The sequence below is a fragment of the Rodentibacter heidelbergensis genome (assembly GCF_002000125.1).
GTDB classification, from domain to species: Bacteria; Pseudomonadota; Gammaproteobacteria; order Enterobacterales; family Pasteurellaceae; genus Rodentibacter; species Rodentibacter heidelbergensis.
This window is the reverse complement of the sequence record NZ_MLHH01000012.1, coordinates 40,466-57,146: the sequence shown is the minus strand read 5'-3', so window position 1 is coordinate 57,146 and position 16,681 is coordinate 40,466. Positions and strand designations below refer to the sequence as shown.

At 40.2% G+C, this 16,681-nt stretch carries 16 protein-coding genes; 6 read left to right on the top strand and 10 right to left on the bottom strand.

The features are described 5' to 3' along the window. The first annotated feature begins 26 nt into the window (after positions 1-26). The 4 genes from BKK48_RS06245 (at position 27) to BKK48_RS06225 (ending at position 6,311) form a co-directional block, all read left to right on the top strand. Entirely contained in the window at positions 27-2,054 is a 2,028-nt protein-coding gene (locus BKK48_RS06245; RefSeq protein WP_077427285.1) for a BCCT family transporter, read from the top strand. Between the two features lie 73 nt (positions 2,055-2,127). Next, entirely contained in the window at positions 2,128-4,050 is a 1,923-nt protein-coding gene (locus BKK48_RS06240; protein WP_077427284.1) for a BCCT family transporter, read from the top strand. A gap of 378 nt (positions 4,051-4,428) precedes the next feature. Continuing rightward, complete coding sequence (locus tag BKK48_RS10145; protein ID WP_341860656.1) at positions 4,429-4,548, top strand: TraI domain-containing protein; 120 nt, start codon at positions 4,429-4,431, stop codon at positions 4,546-4,548. A gap of 341 nt (positions 4,549-4,889) precedes the next feature. Then, the gene (locus tag BKK48_RS06225; RefSeq protein WP_077427282.1) at positions 4,890-6,311 is read left to right on the top strand and encodes a sucrose-specific PTS transporter subunit IIBC; all 1,422 of its coding nucleotides are present in this window, start codon (positions 4,890-4,892) and stop codon (positions 6,309-6,311) included. Positions 6,312-6,356: 45 nt separating this feature from the next. On the opposite strand, the gene mtgA is transcribed toward BKK48_RS06225, so the two are convergent. The 7 genes from mtgA to BKK48_RS06190 all read right to left on the bottom strand — a co-directional run bounded on the left by mtgA (position 6,357) and on the right by BKK48_RS06190 (position 11,906). Continuing rightward, a complete protein-coding gene (mtgA, locus tag BKK48_RS06220; RefSeq protein ID WP_077427281.1) occupies positions 6,357-7,100 on the bottom strand; it encodes a monofunctional biosynthetic peptidoglycan transglycosylase in 744 nt (247 codons plus the stop codon). Next, positions 7,087-7,392, bottom strand: coding sequence for a trp operon repressor (gene trpR / locus BKK48_RS06215; protein ID WP_077427280.1), 306 nt, complete (start codon positions 7,390-7,392; stop codon positions 7,087-7,089). Before trpR ends, mtgA begins: the two co-directional genes overlap by 14 nt. A 32-nt stretch (positions 7,393-7,424) precedes the next feature. Continuing rightward, on the bottom strand, positions 7,425-9,581 hold the full coding sequence (locus BKK48_RS06210; protein WP_077427279.1) for a transglycosylase SLT domain-containing protein: 2,157 nt from the start codon (positions 9,579-9,581) through the stop codon (positions 7,425-7,427). Positions 9,582-9,805: 224 nt separating this feature from the next. Next, positions 9,806-10,102: a YciI family protein gene (locus tag BKK48_RS06205; RefSeq protein WP_077427278.1), complete on the bottom strand. Its 297-nt coding sequence runs from the start codon at positions 10,100-10,102 to the stop codon at positions 9,806-9,808. A gap of 11 nt (positions 10,103-10,113) precedes the next feature. Further along, positions 10,114-10,596 (bottom strand): acyl-CoA thioester hydrolase YciA, encoded by a 483-nt coding sequence (gene yciA, locus BKK48_RS06200; protein ID WP_077427277.1) that lies wholly within the window; start codon positions 10,594-10,596, stop codon positions 10,114-10,116. Beyond that, positions 10,593-11,156, bottom strand: coding sequence for a septation protein A (locus BKK48_RS06195; protein WP_077427276.1), 564 nt, complete (start codon positions 11,154-11,156; stop codon positions 10,593-10,595). Before BKK48_RS06195 ends, yciA begins: the two co-directional genes overlap by 4 nt. Then, positions 11,157-11,906, bottom strand: coding sequence for a hypothetical protein (locus tag BKK48_RS06190; protein ID WP_077427357.1), 750 nt, complete (start codon positions 11,904-11,906; stop codon positions 11,157-11,159). It lies immediately after the preceding gene. A gap of 276 nt (positions 11,907-12,182) precedes the next feature. Here BKK48_RS06190 and BKK48_RS06185 point away from each other — a divergent pair, with 276 nt between their 5' ends. Continuing rightward, on the top strand, positions 12,183-12,884 hold the full coding sequence (locus tag BKK48_RS06185; RefSeq protein WP_077427275.1) for an OmpW/AlkL family protein: 702 nt from the start codon (positions 12,183-12,185) through the stop codon (positions 12,882-12,884). Between the two features lie 55 nt (positions 12,885-12,939). On the opposite strand, the gene purN is transcribed toward BKK48_RS06185, so the two are convergent. From purN to BKK48_RS06170, 3 genes are all read right to left on the bottom strand, one after another. Further along, entirely contained in the window at positions 12,940-13,578 is a 639-nt protein-coding gene (gene purN, locus BKK48_RS06180; protein WP_077427274.1) for a phosphoribosylglycinamide formyltransferase, read from the bottom strand. Between the two features lie 55 nt (positions 13,579-13,633). Next, positions 13,634-14,671, bottom strand: a complete 1,038-nt coding sequence (purM, locus tag BKK48_RS06175; protein WP_077427273.1) for a phosphoribosylformylglycinamidine cyclo-ligase — start codon at positions 14,669-14,671, stop codon at positions 13,634-13,636. A 136-nt stretch (positions 14,672-14,807) separates the two neighbouring features. After that, positions 14,808-15,095 (bottom strand): YfcZ/YiiS family protein, encoded by a 288-nt coding sequence (locus tag BKK48_RS06170; protein ID WP_077427272.1) that lies wholly within the window; start codon positions 15,093-15,095, stop codon positions 14,808-14,810. 184 nt (positions 15,096-15,279) lie between these two features. Here BKK48_RS06170 and BKK48_RS06165 point away from each other — a divergent pair, with 184 nt between their 5' ends. Next, positions 15,280-16,650, top strand: a complete 1,371-nt coding sequence (locus BKK48_RS06165) for a porin (RefSeq protein WP_077427271.1) — start codon at positions 15,280-15,282, stop codon at positions 16,648-16,650. The last annotated feature ends 31 nt before the right edge of the window (positions 16,651-16,681 follow it).

Below are 16,681 nucleotides of genomic sequence, written 5' to 3'. Positions count from 1 at the left end.
TTGACGTTATGTCTAAGGGGAAAAGTTTGCCTTTATCTCAATTTATGGAAAAGCGAACATCATTTAATCCTTTTGTGATTGGATTGACGCTATTTTTTGTTTTATTGTTGGTAGCGATGATTTTAATCGCACCGGAGCAGACTCAAGCATTATTAAATCAAGCGAAAGCTGGCATTTTTGCCAATTTTAGCTGGTTTTATATCTTAGCATTTTCAATTTTTTTAGGCTTTTTACTGATTTTATCAGTGAGTAGCTTGGGTAATATCAAACTGGGTAATGATGAGGAAGAACCGGAATTTGGTTTTCTTTCTTGGCTTTCCATGCTGTTTGCTGCCGGTATGGGGGTGGGATTAATGTTCTTTGGCGTGGCAGAACCTCTAACCCATTATCTTTCAGAGATAACAAGTGGATCTACCGAACATCGACAACAAGAGGCATTGTTACATACCTTATTCCATTGGGGAATTCATGCTTGGGCGGTCTATGGCACCATTGCCTTAGCTCTCGCTTATTTTGGTTTTCGTTATAAATTACCGCTAGCACTACGCTCTTGTTTTTATCCATTATTAAAAGATCGTATCAATGGAAAAATGGGGGATGCCATTGATATTATGGCATTACTTGCGACCTTATTCGGTATTATCACCACGCTCGGTTTTGGGGCTTCTCAGTTAGGAGCGGGTTTACACCAAATGGGCTGGGTGAGTGAAAATAGTTTTGGCTTACAAGTGATCGTCATTACTGTGGTGATGAGCTTGGCGGTCTTCTCCGCCATTTCAGGTGTGGGTAAAGGGGTAAAAATACTCAGTGAATTAAATTTAGGTCTTGCATTTTTATTGCTTCTCTTCGTATTGAGTGTTGGCCCTACGCTTTATTTGCTTTCTGCATTTAGCGACAACATTGGTACTTACCTTAGTAATTTGGTTCAACTGAGTTTCAAAACCTATGTCTATGAGCAAGAACACACAACTTGGTTTAGTAGTTGGACGGTGCTTTACTGGGCATGGTGGTGTTCATGGGCGCCCTTTGTTGGATTGTTTATTGCCCGTATTTCCAAAGGCCGTACTATCCGTGAATTTATTTTTGGTGTATTGGTTATTCCAAGTGTATTTGGCATCCTTTGGTTTACCGTATTTGGTAACACGGCGATTTGGTTAAATGAAGGGAAAGCGGCCGGCGCACTCGGACAAATGATTTCATCACCAGAAACCCTATTGTTTAAATTTTTGGATTATTTACCTCTATCTACTGTGAGTGGTTTGGTGAGCTTGATTATTATTTCCTTATTTTTTATCACTTCGGCAGATTCGGGAATTTATGTTCTAAACAATATCGCCTCTCGTGATAAAAGCCTTACCTCACCTAACTGGCAGACGGTGATGTGGGGGCTATTAATGTCGATAGTTGCGATAGTATTAATGCAATCGGGCGGTTTAGCCAATTTGCAGACAATGACATTAATGGTCGCCTTACCCTTTGCCGTGCTGATGTTAATTATGTGTTTTAGCCTATGGAAAGGATTAAATGCTGATAAAAAATACTTTGATACGAAAGTAAATCCAACCAGTATTTTCTGGACGGGTGATAAATGGAAAGAACGTTTGGAACAAATGATGAACCAAACACAGGAAAAAGATATTTTACGATTCTTAAAACACACTGCACTACCGGCAATGCGTGAATTACGTCAAGAGCTTATCGGCAAATATAATCTCAGCGTGCAAGTTATCACCTTGTTTGATCAAGAAGAACCTGCTGTAGAGTTAGTGATTCAAAAAGAATCGATGCGTGATTTTATGTATGGGATTAAATCAGTGGGGCGTGAAGTGTCTGAACAGCTCATCAATGATGAAAATCTACCGCATATTCAGCATAGCACTACTTACGAGCCTTACACCTATTTCTTTGACGGGCGTGTTGGTTACGATGTGCAATATATGGATCAAGACGAATTGATCGCCGATATGTTGAAACAATATGAACGCTATTTAAGCCTACTTGATGACGTAGGTCAGGAGTTAATGGCACACGAACAAACAGAATTGGCAGAATAATTTTTCACTTTTGTCAGTGCGGTCAAAAATATCGTTTTTTTTGGCCGCACTTTTTTGAATTGAAAATACTACGATGAAAATAAAAAGCACCTTTAACCCGAATGTGATTGGCGGAAGTTTATTATTGAGCCTTGCCATCATAGCCGCCATTTTGTTTGACACGCAGCAAGCCATTGAACATTTAAATGCCGCAAAAGATTTTATTTTTCGTCAATTTAGTTGGTTTTATATTTTACTGAGTGCATTTTTTCTCTTTTTCTTGCTTTTTTTAGCACTCGGGCGATATGGTGATATCAAATTAGGGGCAAATGAAGAAGAAGCAGAGTTTAGTTTGCCTTCATGGTTTGCTTTGTTGTTCACATCAGGCATTGGAATAGGTATTGTTTTCCTTGGTGTTGCAGAGCCACTTTCACATTTTCTATCGCCGATTGGCGAATATGAAGAGGTGCATTCCGCTTTATTTTTTAGTATTTTCCACTGGAGTCTTAATGCTTGGGCCATTTATGGTTTAATTGCATTAGCGATAGCTTATTTTGGCTTTCGATATAAATTGCCTTTGTCTTTACGAGCTTGTTTTTATCCTTTCTTGAAAGAAAAAATCAATGGGAAAGCCGGCGATCTCATTGATATACTCGGCATTTGTGCGACCTTATTTGGCGTGGTTGCAACGCTTGGGTACAGTGCGATTCGTTTAGCCTCTGCCTTTCATTCTATGCACCTAATGGGCGACTCACCTTATGCTGTTCCATTAATTTTATTGGGGGTGTTTATTATTGCCATTTTGATTTCACGACAAGGAATTGCTAATGGACTTCGTATTATGAGTGAAGTGAACCTTGGTGTGACGTTATCCTTTATGTTATTGGTGTTATTACTTGGACCGACCGTTTATTTGATCTCCGCCTTCACCGAAAATATTGGCACTTATCTCAGTGGATTAATCAGTGCTGGTTTTAAAACCTATGCTTACGATACAGAGAATTTAGATTGGTTTGTCAATTGGACCATTTTTTACTGGGCATGGTGGTTTTCTTGGGCCCCGGGTTTCGGTATTTTTATTGCCCGTATTTCTCGTGGCAGAACATTGCGGGAATTTATCTTCGGTGTATTAAGCGTCCCCAGTTTATTTTTTGTTTTATGGTTCACCGTTTTTGGGAATGGGGCGATTTGGGTAAACCAACATCAGGCTCAAGGTTCACTAGGAGAATCTATCAATGATATCGGCTCATTATTATTTGATTTTTTGAATTATTTACCTTATTCCATATTTACCAAATCATTAGCACTTTTTATTATTTCGTTGTTTTTTATTGTCACGATTAATTTTGGGATTTATACGCTAAACAACATCGCTATTAAAGATAAAAGTCAAATTTCCCCTCGTTGGCAATCAATTTTCTGGGGGGGCTTAATGTCGATTGTCACGCTTGTGCTTTATCTTTTTGGTGGCATTGAAGTGCTACAATCCAGTATGCTTTTTTTCTCCCTACCTTTTGCCTTATTAATGTTTATTATGGCATGGAGTTTATTAAAAGGATTACGGTTAGATCAGCTGTATTATGGAACAGAATCTTCTGAACTATGGACCGGTGAAAATTGGCGTGCCCGTTTAAAATCATTGCTCAAACAACCCAAACAAAAAGAAGCCATTTTACAGCTAAAAACGACCGCACTTTTAGCCATGCGTGAATTGCGTCAATTATTAATTGGCACTTATGATTTAACTGTCACATTACAGCAACAATTTAAAGAAGATCATAAAAAATTAATTTTTACCATTGGTAACCATTTATCAGAGGATTTTTATTATCAAATTGAAATAAAAGAACAATTAGACTCAGAAACTGACAAAATGCAACATACACTAATGGCGTCGCATACTAATACGGAAATCCCCTATAGCATCCAAACTTTGGAACAGGATGAACTTATTGCAGATATTCTTCAGCAATATGAAATCTATTTACAAGAAATCACTTTTATTAAAGAAGGATAATGACAAGAGGATTGAGTCGCTTTTCTCAAAAAGATTGTTGTGAAAAGCTAAAAAATTTTATCTAAAAGTCTTAAAACAGATTAATATTTCTCTTCAATTTAAAGTGATTTATTCATTGAGATTACCACGTAAATCAATACTCTTTTTAAAAAAATGTAACGGGATATTGATTTATGTTTTCATCAATTTTCAATAGATTAAAAGGGAAAAAACAGGATTCCCTTGAGGTTATTTCAAATTTAGAAAATCAAAATCTTTCAATGTCAAAAGTTGATAGTGATGGCTGGATAACGCCTTTCCTGTGTCAGAATTACTTGTACCGATTTACGCCAAAAATACTTAAATGTAATTTGGCAACAGGTTTCTATGACGTAGGATATGTATAACGAACCCTATAAAAAACCGATTAAACGGTATGCCGAAATGGTTCAATTGTTGCCCTCCTCGGAATCTCATCACCATAGTCATTTAGGGGAAATATTAGATCATGGATTGTAGGCCTATCAACATCATCGAGAAACAGCCCCATTTTCAAGATTATCTGAAACAAACGCAGAAGATGTTGAAAGAAAAAAGCGATGTGGAAATTCGTCCTGAGTTTTTAAGCAATCAAGGACATTTGCATTTTAGCCGGCCTGAGTATCAACAAAAAAGGGGCTTCTTTCTCTAAGAACATTTCATCATCTTTTCATGCATAACATAATATGCTACATGGAATATATTGCTTATAAAACCTGCTCTAAAGCGGGTTTTTTTGTTCTTTAGACTAGTGATTATTGAGGTATTTGGGTACAATCCACCCCGTTTTATTTTTTAACCATTTATAGCAGGAGAAATCAATGAACTTTCCCAAAATTGCTGAACAAGTGATCGAAAAACTGGGCGGTAAAAGTAATATTGCCACAGCGGCACATTGTGCAACACGTTTGCGTATCGTTTTAAACGATGAAAGCAAAGTGGATAAAGAGGGAATTGATAATATTGAGGGCGTGAAAGGACAGTTTTCTGTTGCCGGTCAATATCAAATTATCTTCGGTTCCGGTACGGTGAATAAAGTTCACGAACAATTAACCAAGCAACTGGGAATTGGGGATGTAAGCAAAGCCGAGGTGGCGGAGGCTGCTGCCGGTAACCAAGGTTTATTACAACGCTTGGTAAAAGGCTTGGCGGATATTTTCGTACCGATTATTCCGGCGATTGTAGCAGGCGGTTTGTTGATGGGTATTCATTCCATGCTCACTTCGGTTGGCTTCTTTTGGGAAGGTCATTCTGTTGTTAGTAAATACCCTGAAGTGTCCGATTTAGTGGATTTCATCAATACGATTGCCAATGCACCTTTTGTCTTTTTACCCGTCTTGCTCGGATTTTCCGCAACCCGTAAATTTGGAGGAAACCCATTCTTAGGGGCGGCTTTGGGGATGCTTTTAGTTCACCCTGCTTTGGCTGATGGCTGGAACTATGCGAAAACCTTAATGGAAGGCAATATTCAATATTGGAATGTATTCGGGCTTGAAATTGAGAAAGTCGGGTATCAAGGAACGGTGATCCCAACCATTATTTCTGCTTGGGTGTTAGCCACATTAGAAAAAAACTTCCGTAAATTTGTGCCTTCTTATTTAGATAATCTTATCACGCCGTTATGTTCGCTCTTTATTGCCGGTTTCTTGGCATTTACCGTGATCGGGCCGTTCGGTCGTGAGGCAGGTTCACTCATTTCAGCCGGTTTAACTTGGTTGTATGACACCCTTGGTTTTGTAGGCGGCGCGATTTTCGGGACATTCTATGCGCCGATTGTGATCACCGGTATGCACCAAACCTTTATTGCGGTAGAAACCCAATTATTAGCGGATGTGGCACACACCGGCGGAACCTTTATTTTCCCAATTGCGGCGATGTCGAACATTGCACAAGGGGCCGCTTGTTTAGGCGTGGCATTAGCATTGAAAGATCCAAAAGTGCGTGGTTTGGCCGTGCCTTCCGGGATTTCTGCGTTGTTAGGGATTACCGAGCCTGCCATGTTTGGTGTGAACCTACGTTATCGCCAAGCGTTCTTTGCGGCAATGATTGGTTCAGGTTTGGCAAGTGCGTTCATCGCATTCTTTAATGTTAAAGCCATTGCCTTAGGGGCGGCAGGTTTTTTAGGTGTGCCATCAATCAAACCGGATAGTCTTGCAATGTATAGCATTGGTATGGCTATTTCTTTTATTGTGGCATTTAGCCTATCTTTTGTGATGGTAAAACGTGCGAACCTAAAAGCTTAATTTCTAATAAAAAGTGCGGTCAGATCAAGATGAACCGCACTTTTTTTAATCTAATCGTTTTAAATAATTTATCCCTAGGTTTCTCATTTGTCTGATAATCCATTGCTGTTTTTTGCGTACCCAGGCACTGGGCTTGTTGACTTGGTAAATGATGGGGTTGGGTAAAACGGCGGCCAGCAATGCGGCTTCGGATTGAGTTAAATTTTTTGCAGATTTATTAAAGTAAAAACGGCTTGCCGCTTCCACACCAAAAATCCCTTCGCCAAATTCCGCAATATTGAGATAGACTTCTAAAATTCGCTTTTTAGACCAGCCGAGTTCCAATAACAGCGTGGCAGGCACTTCTAATCCTTTACGGAGCCAACTTTGTCCATGCCATAGCATTAAATTTTTAGCCGTTTGCTGAGAAATGGTCGAGCCGCCCCGAATTTGGCGTGTTGATTTTTCGTTATATTTAAAGGCTTTTTGGATAGCCGTGAAATCAAAACCAAAGTGAGAGGGGAATTTTTGATCTTCTGCGCTAATCACCGCAAGTTGCATATTGGGGGAAATTTTTTCAAGGCTGACCCAAGTGGATTTTGCCCGATAATGGAAATCGCCTTGAAGCCAATGTCCCACTTGTTGCTGAACCATATAAGAGGAAAAAGGCACGGGTACAAAGCGGAAAAAAAGGATAAAGGCAAAAATGGCGAAGAAAAATCGCAGTGCAATGGGTTGCCAATTTTTCTTCCACCATTTTAGGCTGAGTAACCGTAAAAGTGCGGTTAAAATTTGCTTAGTTTTTTTCAAGGCGATCAAGTTGTGCTTTTACCCATTCCATAAAATTCGGATCCATGGTTTTGATCATATTCGAGCCACGCGTAATGGTGGCAGCACTGGTATTCAGATTTTGTTGGATTTCACGCTGAGATAAATTTTTGTCTAATAGCTGGGAGACAATTTGTAACCGTAGTCCCACGGCATCACGTTCGTCTGCGGTGAGAAGTAAGGTTAATAAATCCTGTGCTTTGCCTTGTTCAAAAGCGGTTTGTAACATGGCAAGGAAAGCCTGCCATTGATCTAAATTGCGACTGATATACATGAGTATTATCCTATACTATTAAACTAGTGCGCTTAGTATAGCCGATCGAATTCTTCCTGGCTAAAGGTTTGTGGATTTTCTTTGTGTTGCAAGAGCTGGTAATAAAAATCATAAGCCAACACATTTTGTACATAACCACGGGTTTCAAAAAAAGGGATGGAGGCGATAAATTCATCCATCGTCAATTTTCCCCCCGCTCTTGCCAACCATTTTTCCACCCGACTTGCCCCGGCATTGTAAGCTGCTGCAATAAGGATCCGATTATTCGGATATTTCTCATTAAGCTCATTCAAATGTGCCGTACCAAGCAAAATATTATTCAATGGTTTGAACAAATCCCTTTCCGTTTGATAAGGCAATTGATTGTTATCGGCGGTGGCTTTGGCTGTGCTCGGTAAAAGTTGCATTAATCCTCGTGCGTTCGCAGAAGATTGTGCCATTGGATTCCAAGCGCTTTCTTGACGGGCAATTGCCATAGCAAAGGTTTTGGTTATGGCATGTTCCCTTTTTATGGAAGAGGGCATTAATGCCATATCAAAATAATCTTGATAAGCATTAGGTAAGCGTAGGGCGATGTGATCCCATGCTTTTGCCATAATCGAGCCGTCCACCCCTAAATCAAACCAGCCTTGTTGATTGGCATATTCGCTGAGTGCAATTTGCTGTGCTTGTTTTTCTGTATCAGGAAGATTGTCGAGTAAAAAACGCCAACGTTGTTTGGCCGCCCCAAAACGCTCCAATTGGCGAAGTTCGGCGATTTCCGCTAGCTCATGCTGATAGGACTTAATAAGGCTTTCATTGATGAGTGAGGGATTGCGTTCAACACGATAATCCGCACCACGATGTTGAGGATTGAGCATAGCTTGAGCTAACATCGGATAAAACCCACGTTCTTTGGAAAGTGCGGTTAATATTTCTTGTGTTTTTTGTTGATCGCTTTTGGCCCGCCAATAACGCCATTCTTGTTTTGCTTTTCCCTCTGGTGAAAGGGCATTGAGCCAAGGCATGAGATCGGTTTTTTGCCAAATTGCCATTCTCAAACGGCGCTCAATTAGATTATCGGCCTTTAACGTTAAGAGTTCAGCATCACGCCATTGTTGAAACTGGGAAGATGGGTTATCGAAAAAACGGTTGAGAAAAGCGATTTTCCAATCACGAAGTTGAGCCTCATTCAGTTGCCAATTTTTTGCCCATTGTAGATAAGGGGTAAAATCCGGATTTTCTTTATTTTCGGGTAGGGTGCGTAAATAACGGGAAAAGCCTTGTATGATCGCAAATTGATGTTGGATTTTCTCTTCATCCCTATCAGGCAAGGCTTCTGCAAAGGCATTGAAATTAGCCGGATTGTTGAGTAAATCTATGTAGCGTTGTAAATTGGCTAAAATGCTCGGATCTTCTTTTACATTATCGAGATGATCCAGTTCGCCTGCCAGCAAAGCCAAGCCTTTGGCATCATTTTGACTGAATAACTTTTCTGCTTTTTGATAAATTTTATCTGTGGTTCGCCCTCCTTTCGCATACCATTTTTGCCATAGCTCGGACTGTTGGGCAACTTCACCATGATTAAGCCAAAGGGCTTCAAAACGGTTCAAAATTTCCGCTTCTTGGGAGGGAGATGATGAGGATTGTTGAACAATCTGATATTCCCGATTTAATACTGCCAGTTGCATTTCTAAGCTTGCGGGGGGGAGTTTTTTGGCATAGTCCACCAATTGTTCGGCGCCACTGTTATTCAGTAGCGTCAGAATATGCTGTTCTAAACGGGAGCGGAAAAAATGTCGAGGATGTTGGGCAATATAATCCTCAATCTCTTTTTTTAATGCCATCACTTCTGTTAATGGTGTGTTTTGTGTCACCGAGTTGATTTGGCTGTCAAAATAGGTAAACCAAGCATCCGTTTGTAATGGATAACCCGCCAAAGCATGCAGTAATGATAAAAAGACAGAACGGTTTTCAAAAACACGCTGATTTTTTACCGCACTTTTCACTAAAGCCTCAAATTGCAAAAAGGTTGCCCGCTGTTCAAGGTGTTTTAATTCTTTTGCATGTTGGTTTGCTTGCCATTTCAACTGTTCTTCTACAAGATTAATGGTTGGTCTATTTTGGGGATTATTCCTATTAGTATTTGCGTTGATCGGAAGAGAAAGTGCGGTGAGAATGATGAAAGAAATGACAGTGCGTTTTTTCATTATTGTTCCTAATTTATGCTTTATTTTTTATCAAATCTCCCCTCGCCCCTCTTTGCTAAAGAGGGGGACTAATCTTAACCTTAAATAACGTTTATTTATAACAAAGTTAATCAAGTCCATTCACAATATAATCCCCTTTTTTAGAAAAGAGGGGCTAGGGGCGATTGGCAATAAGTTAACAAAAAAGCGAACCCTTAGATTCGCTTTTTTGTCGATAAGTTCCCTTAGAAGACTTTTTTAAAGGGTTTTACGATGACCTCACCATAAACCCCCGCTTCGACATAGGGATCTTGTGCAGCCCAATCTTTAGCGGCAGCGAGGCTGTCAAATTGGGCAATGACGGTTGAACCGGTAAAGCCGGCCTCTCCCGGGTTTTCATCATCAACTGCAGGGTTAGGACCGGCGGTCAGTAAGCGATCTTCTGCTTGTAACTGTTTTAAACGGGCCAAATGCTGTTCACGCACCGCAAGGCGTTTTTCAAGGGTGCCGGGAATATCTTGGGCAAAAATAACGTAATACATGGTTTTCTCCTTTAAATATTGTGAGTTTGTTGGTTTTCATATTCTTGAATAGAGGCGAGGGCTTTTTCCAGCTCCTCATTGTTTTCTCGTGGGATAGCACGGGATTTGCCTTGGTTATCCACCGCAACAAAGGTGAATACCGCATCGGTTACACAATAGCGTTCGCCAATAGGCTCACTGGCGACTTTTTTCACCCAGACTTCGACTTTAATCTGAATGGATGAACGGCCGATTTTTAAGCACTGACCGTAGCAACATACCACATCACCCACGGAAATGGGTTTGATGAAATTCATGCTTTCTACCGCTACGGTTACCACCCGTCCATGGGCAATTTCTTTGGCTAAAATCGCCCCCCCCATATCCATTTGCGACATAATCCAACCACCAAAAATATCGCCATTTGCATTGGTGTCCGACGGCATAGCAAGCGTGCGGAGCAAAAGTACGCCTTTTGATTGGCGTCCGTTTTTATCAATAAAATTTGAGGTCATGAGTTCCCCTTGTCTTTATGGTTGTTTTGTTCATCTTTGGGCAAATATTGATAAATATAAACCCCGGAAATAAGGGTGGCAATGAGTGTCATACCAATTAAACCGAAGGATTTAAAATCCACCCAGGCTTCTTCCGACATATTGTGGCTAATATAAATATTCACCAACATACAAATAATAAAGAAGATAGCCCAACCGAGGTTGAGGCGATTCCAAGCCTTTTCAGGCAGTTTAATTTCTTTACCCAATAATTTTTTGATTAAAGGTGTTTTGAACTGAAATTGGGCCACAAGCAATATCATGGCAAAAAGCGCATTCACAATGGTGACTTTCCATTGTAAATAACGCAATTCATTGAAATAGGCGGTTAAAAGGCCGAAAAAAACCACTGCGCCCGCCATGATTTTTTGTTGTTTTTCGATACCGCCATATTTCCATTTCAGAAGGAGCATTTGCACAAGGGTTGCTAGCACTAAAACGATGGCGGCATCACGCACACCGCTGAGTTTGTAGGTGATGAAAAATAGGATCAGCGGAATGAATTCAAGTAATTGTTTCATTTATGCCTCTTTCATAAACAAGCTGTAAAAACGATAAGTGACCACCTGCATGAAGATATTTAATGCGGCGGCGAAAATACTCACTAACACACTAAAAATGAGGTGATTGAAAATAGCGGAGAGCTGAAAAATTAAAATAGGGGTCACAAAGTAAACAAGTAAAGCATAAATCAATAAGGCGGTTTTTTGATGTTTTCCTTGTAACCAAATTTTTCTCAGGCTTTGCCCGATGTTATCTTGCGTCGTTAAATAGTGGGTGGTGGATAAATTTAAACGGATAAAAAATCCTATCCCGAGGATAATTGCCGCCAGTGAGATGATTGAGGGGGAGGTTTTCGTTAACACCGCTGCAAGGATTTCAAATAAACCCAGTAATATCGGCGTAATCGCAATTAAATCTAAAATAACCACCCCAAAAAATCGTGGCAGGGTGGCTTGAAAACTTTGGGCTAAAGTGCGGTGATTTTGTTGGCTGATTTGAGAGATCGTCATTAATCCCCAAGAGGCAATAAAGGTGGTCACTAATTGCGTGATTAAAAAAGAAAAGGTAATGCTTGAGGCATTTTCTTCCATAAATTGGGGAAGGGTATCGGCACTCACTCCGCCCTCTGTTGAAACGATTGAAGGGCTTAATAACACACTAAAAACTTGTACCATAAAGAGAATGGCGACAAATTGAAACATGATTTTTTTTTGATTACGGAAAAAATTCCAACTATCTTGTAAAACTTGTGTAAAGTTAATTTTCATTCGATTTTCTCTTGTTAAAAATGGCGCAATTATACCTTGTTTATAGGCCAGTGCCATTTATCTTATCTAAAAATTCTGTTTTTTGATATAAGACAAATTTGGCGATTTTAGGTTCTCAAAGAAAAGTGCGGTCATTGTGGATAAATAATTCTATTATTTTGTAAAAACTTGAACTAGATCACAGAATTACTACTTAATATGGAGTATATTACGAATCGCAAATAGCCATAGTCTTTTTATGGTTATCATTCAAATATCAGACTTAAGGAGTTCAATATGAAAAAAACAGCACTTGCGTTAGGTTTAACTGCTGCGTTATTCACAGGTATGGCCAATGCTCACCAAGCAGGCGATGTGATTTTGCGTGCCGGTGGAGTGTTTGTATCAGCAAATTCTGAATCAACAACAAAAACAGCAGTGCCAGTTAATTTAGAAGTGAGTGATAATGCGCAATTAGGTTTAACCGGTACTTATATGTTCACTGATAATATCGGTTTAGAATTATTAGCGGCAACCCCATTCTCACATAAAGTGAAAGCAAATGTACCAGGATTAAACACTTTAACAGGTGGTGCTGTTGGTGATAATTTAGGTGATGTAGTAAAAGTTAAACAGTTACCTCCAAGCCTCTATTTACAATATTATTTCTTGGATAAAGATGCAGGTTCTCGTCCATATCTTGGTGTGGGTTTAAACTACACACGTTTCTTTAATGCCAAATCAACAAATCCGTTAATTACTGATGTGAATGTGAAAAAACATTCTTTTGCACCGGTTGTGAATGCGGGTATTGATATTAAATTAACTGATAATGTTTATTTGAACACTGCAATGTGGTACACCCGCATTAAAACCACCGCGAAATTTAAAGTGCCGGCTGTAGAGTCATTGGCTAACTTACCAGCAGGTTACGAACACGAAGTGAAACTTAAATTGGATCCATTTGTGTTCTTCGCAGGTATTGCGTATCGTTTCTAATAACGAATCTTCCTCTGTTTAGCAAAAAGGCGATGATAATATCATCGCCTTTCTTTTACTCACAAGCATAACCTTGTTTGGGTAGAGGCTTTTCATCTAAATAGGCAATACCTTCTTTGAGGGTTAAACGATCTTCTACAAACCATTTAATGACCATCGGGTAAATACGATATTCTTGCTCTCTCGTGCGTAATTCAATGTCTTCTACATTGTCATCAGGGAAAATCGGCACTTTGGCTTGTAAAATAATCGCACCGCCATCCACTTCTTCATTGACAAAATGCACCGTTGTACCATGTTCTCGGTCACCTGCATCGAATGCACGCTGATAAGTGTTTAGCCCCGGGTATTTAGGTAATAAGGACGGATGAATATTAATAATTTTCCCATTAAAACGTTGGACGAAATCTGAGGTTAAAATTTTCATATAGCCGGCAAGCACGATCAGATCAACCCCCGCACTTTCTAAATAATCCCCAATGTGGTGATCCATTTCTTGATTGCTCATGAAATTTTGACGTAAAAAAACACCCGTAGGAATGACCGCACTTTTCGCCCGTTCAAGCCCAAAAGCCTCTGCTTTATTACTGACGACACAGGCTATTTGGGCTGGGATAAACCCTTTTTCGCAGGCATCGATGATCGCTTGGAGATTATTTCCTTGCCCTGAAATCAGAACAGCAATTTTTTTCATAAAGATCCTAAAAAGAGAGAAAAGAAAGGCGAATTTTCATTCGCCTGAACAGAAATTATTGAATGACAACCTGCGCTTCGCCATCAGTCGCTTGTTCAATATGCCCGATAAGCCACGCATTTTCACCGGCTTGTTTTAAAAGGGCTAATGCGGTTTCCACCTGATTTTGAGGAAGAGCAATGACCATACCTACACCACAGTTAAAGGTGCGATACATTTCATAAGTGGAAATATTACCTTGTTCCTGTAACCATTTGAAAATAGGCTGCCATTGCCAACTTTTTTCATCAATTACCGCTTTGGTATTTTTCGGCAATACTCGTGGAATATTTTCCCAAAAACCGCCACCGGTAAGGTGAGCAATGGCGTGCACATCCGTTTGTTTAATCAGAGATAAAACGGATTTCACATAAATTTTAGTGGGTGCAAGCACTTGTTCGCTTAGCGGTTTGCCGGCTAATTGTTCGGTTGCCGGATTCACACCTGACACCTCAATCACTTTACGGATTAAAGAATAACCATTTGAATGAGGACCACTTGAGCCTAGCGCAATTAACGCATCACCGCTACGCACTTGGCTGCCGTCAATGATGTCGGCTTTCTCGACGACACCGACACAAAAACCGGCTAAATCATAATCGCCTTCGTGATACATTCCCGGCATTTCGGCTGTTTCACCGCCGACCAAGGCACAGCCTGATTGTACACAACCTTCTGCAATGCCTTTCACCACATCGGCTGCCACATCGACTTCTAATTTTCCGGTGGCATAATAATCTAGGAAAAACAAGGGTTCGGCACCTTGTACGACTAAGTCATTGACGCACATTGCCACTAAATCGATGCCAATGGTGTCGTGTTTTTTCAAATCAATAGCTAAGCGTAATTTTGTTCCAACACCGTCAGTACCCGAAACCAAAATAGGCTCTTTATATTTGCTTGGAATAGCACATAATGCACCGAAGCCGCCCAAGCCCCCAATCACTTCCGGACGGGTCGTGCGTTTAACGTGAGGTTTGATTTGTTCGACAAGTTCATTGCCTGCATTAATATCAACGCCGGCATCTTTGTAGCTTAATGATGGTTTGCTCACAATGTTTTTCCCATAGTAATTAAATGAAAAATCGGCGTGGATTGTATCAGGTTAGGCAAACGTTTGCGATAGATTTTATAGGAAAAAAAGACCGCACTTTATAAAAGTAAAAGTGCGGTCTGATAGTAGAGGTTTTTTAACGATTGGCTAATTCAAAGATCATCGCTTCAGCTTGGCAACTAAAGGTAAAGCTTGCCTTTAATTGAGCCCCACCTTCAACAGGTGATATTTCGCTCACAATTTCACAAGGGTCACTTTCTGTTTTGCGTGCCTTTTCCGTTAAACGGGCGAGAGCTTGTTCTGCTTCTGTTTGGGTGGCATAAATTTGCTCAACATTAACAGTGCGGTCTGAGCCGTCAATAATAGCGCCCACATCGACACAGCTACAAGTTAATGATTCTTCTGCTTTGCATTTTACGCTCATAATTCATCCTTATTTTGAAATAAAATTGACCGTATTTTAGCATTTCAAATAAGATGGCTCCACTGGTCTGACCTCAATGTGAGAAAATAAAATCGATTTGCAGTAGATTAAATGTAGTTCTAGAATTCCGTGATTTATTTGAATAAATCACAAATAATAACCATAAATAACTAAAGGTTTTTCAATGAAAAAATTTAATCTATCTTTATTAGCAACTGTTATGTTGTTTGGAGTCAGCAGTGCACATGGTGCAGCATTTCAACTTGCAGAAGTATCCACTTCCGGTTTAGGTCGTGCTTATGCGGGGGAAGCTGCGATAGCAGATAATGCCTCAGTCGTGGCAACGAACCCGGCATTGATGAGTATGTTTAAAAGCAATCAGTTTTCCATTGGTGGCGTTTATGTGGATTCTAAAATCAACATGAGCGGCCCTGTCACCGTGACAGCTTTTGGGCGTACGATCGCACAAGGTTCTGCTTCTCAAAAAAGTGTTGTACCCGGTTCGCTTATTCCAAATATGTACTTTGTTTCACCGATTAACGATAAGTTTGCTGTGGGTGGGGGAATGAATGTCAATTTTGGTTTAAAAAGTGAATACAGCAATGACTATGATGCCGGTGTGTTCGGTGGTAAAACAGATTTGACGGCGATTAATCTTAATTTAAGCGGATCTTATCGTGTTAGCCAGGGGTTGAGTGCCGGTTTTGGGGTAAATGCGGTTTATGCAAAAGCTGAAATTCAGCGTCGTGCCGGTATTTTAAGCACGGCAGTGCAAAATGCCGCACCGTTAGTTCCGGGGTTAGTTGCTGCTGGGCGTATTTCACCAACCGCTGCTGCATCATTAGGGCGACTTCAAGGACTAGAGAAAGAAACCGTATTGACCCATTTGCAAGATAGAAGTGCTTGGGGCTTTGGGTGGAATGCGGGTTTGTTATATGAATTTAATGAACGCAACCGCATTGGTTTAGCCTACCATTCTAAAATCGATATTGATTTTAAAGATCGTAATGCGGTGAGTGCAACCCGAGCAATTAGGGGTGAAGAAGCCGGAGAAGGTGGCTTAACATTACATTTACCGGATTATTTAGAATTTTCAGGTTTCCACCAATTGACCGATCGTTTTGCGATGCATTATAGCTATAAATATACCCGTTGGAGCCGATTGAAATCATTACATGCCACCTATAACACAGGTGAAGTGGCTTTCCACAAAGATGAGAATTACCGGAGTAATTCCCGTATTGCGTTGGGTGCAACTTATGATGTGAATGATAAACTCACGGTTCGAGCCGGTATTGCTTATGATGAGGCGGCAGCAGAACGGATTTATGCCAGTGCGTCAATTCCTGATACGGATCGTACTTGGTACAGTGTGGGGGTAACCTATAAAGTCACCCCAAATTTCTCAATTGATGCTGGTTTTGCCCATTTACGGGGTAAAAAATTACGCTTTAGTGAAACACAAGATGTGCGTGGAATTGCAACAATCAAAGCAGATTACACCTCTGAAGCCACGGCAAACCTCTACGGTTTAAATTTAAATTATAGTTTCTAATCAGCAGAAAATTCTGCATAATAAAGCGTAC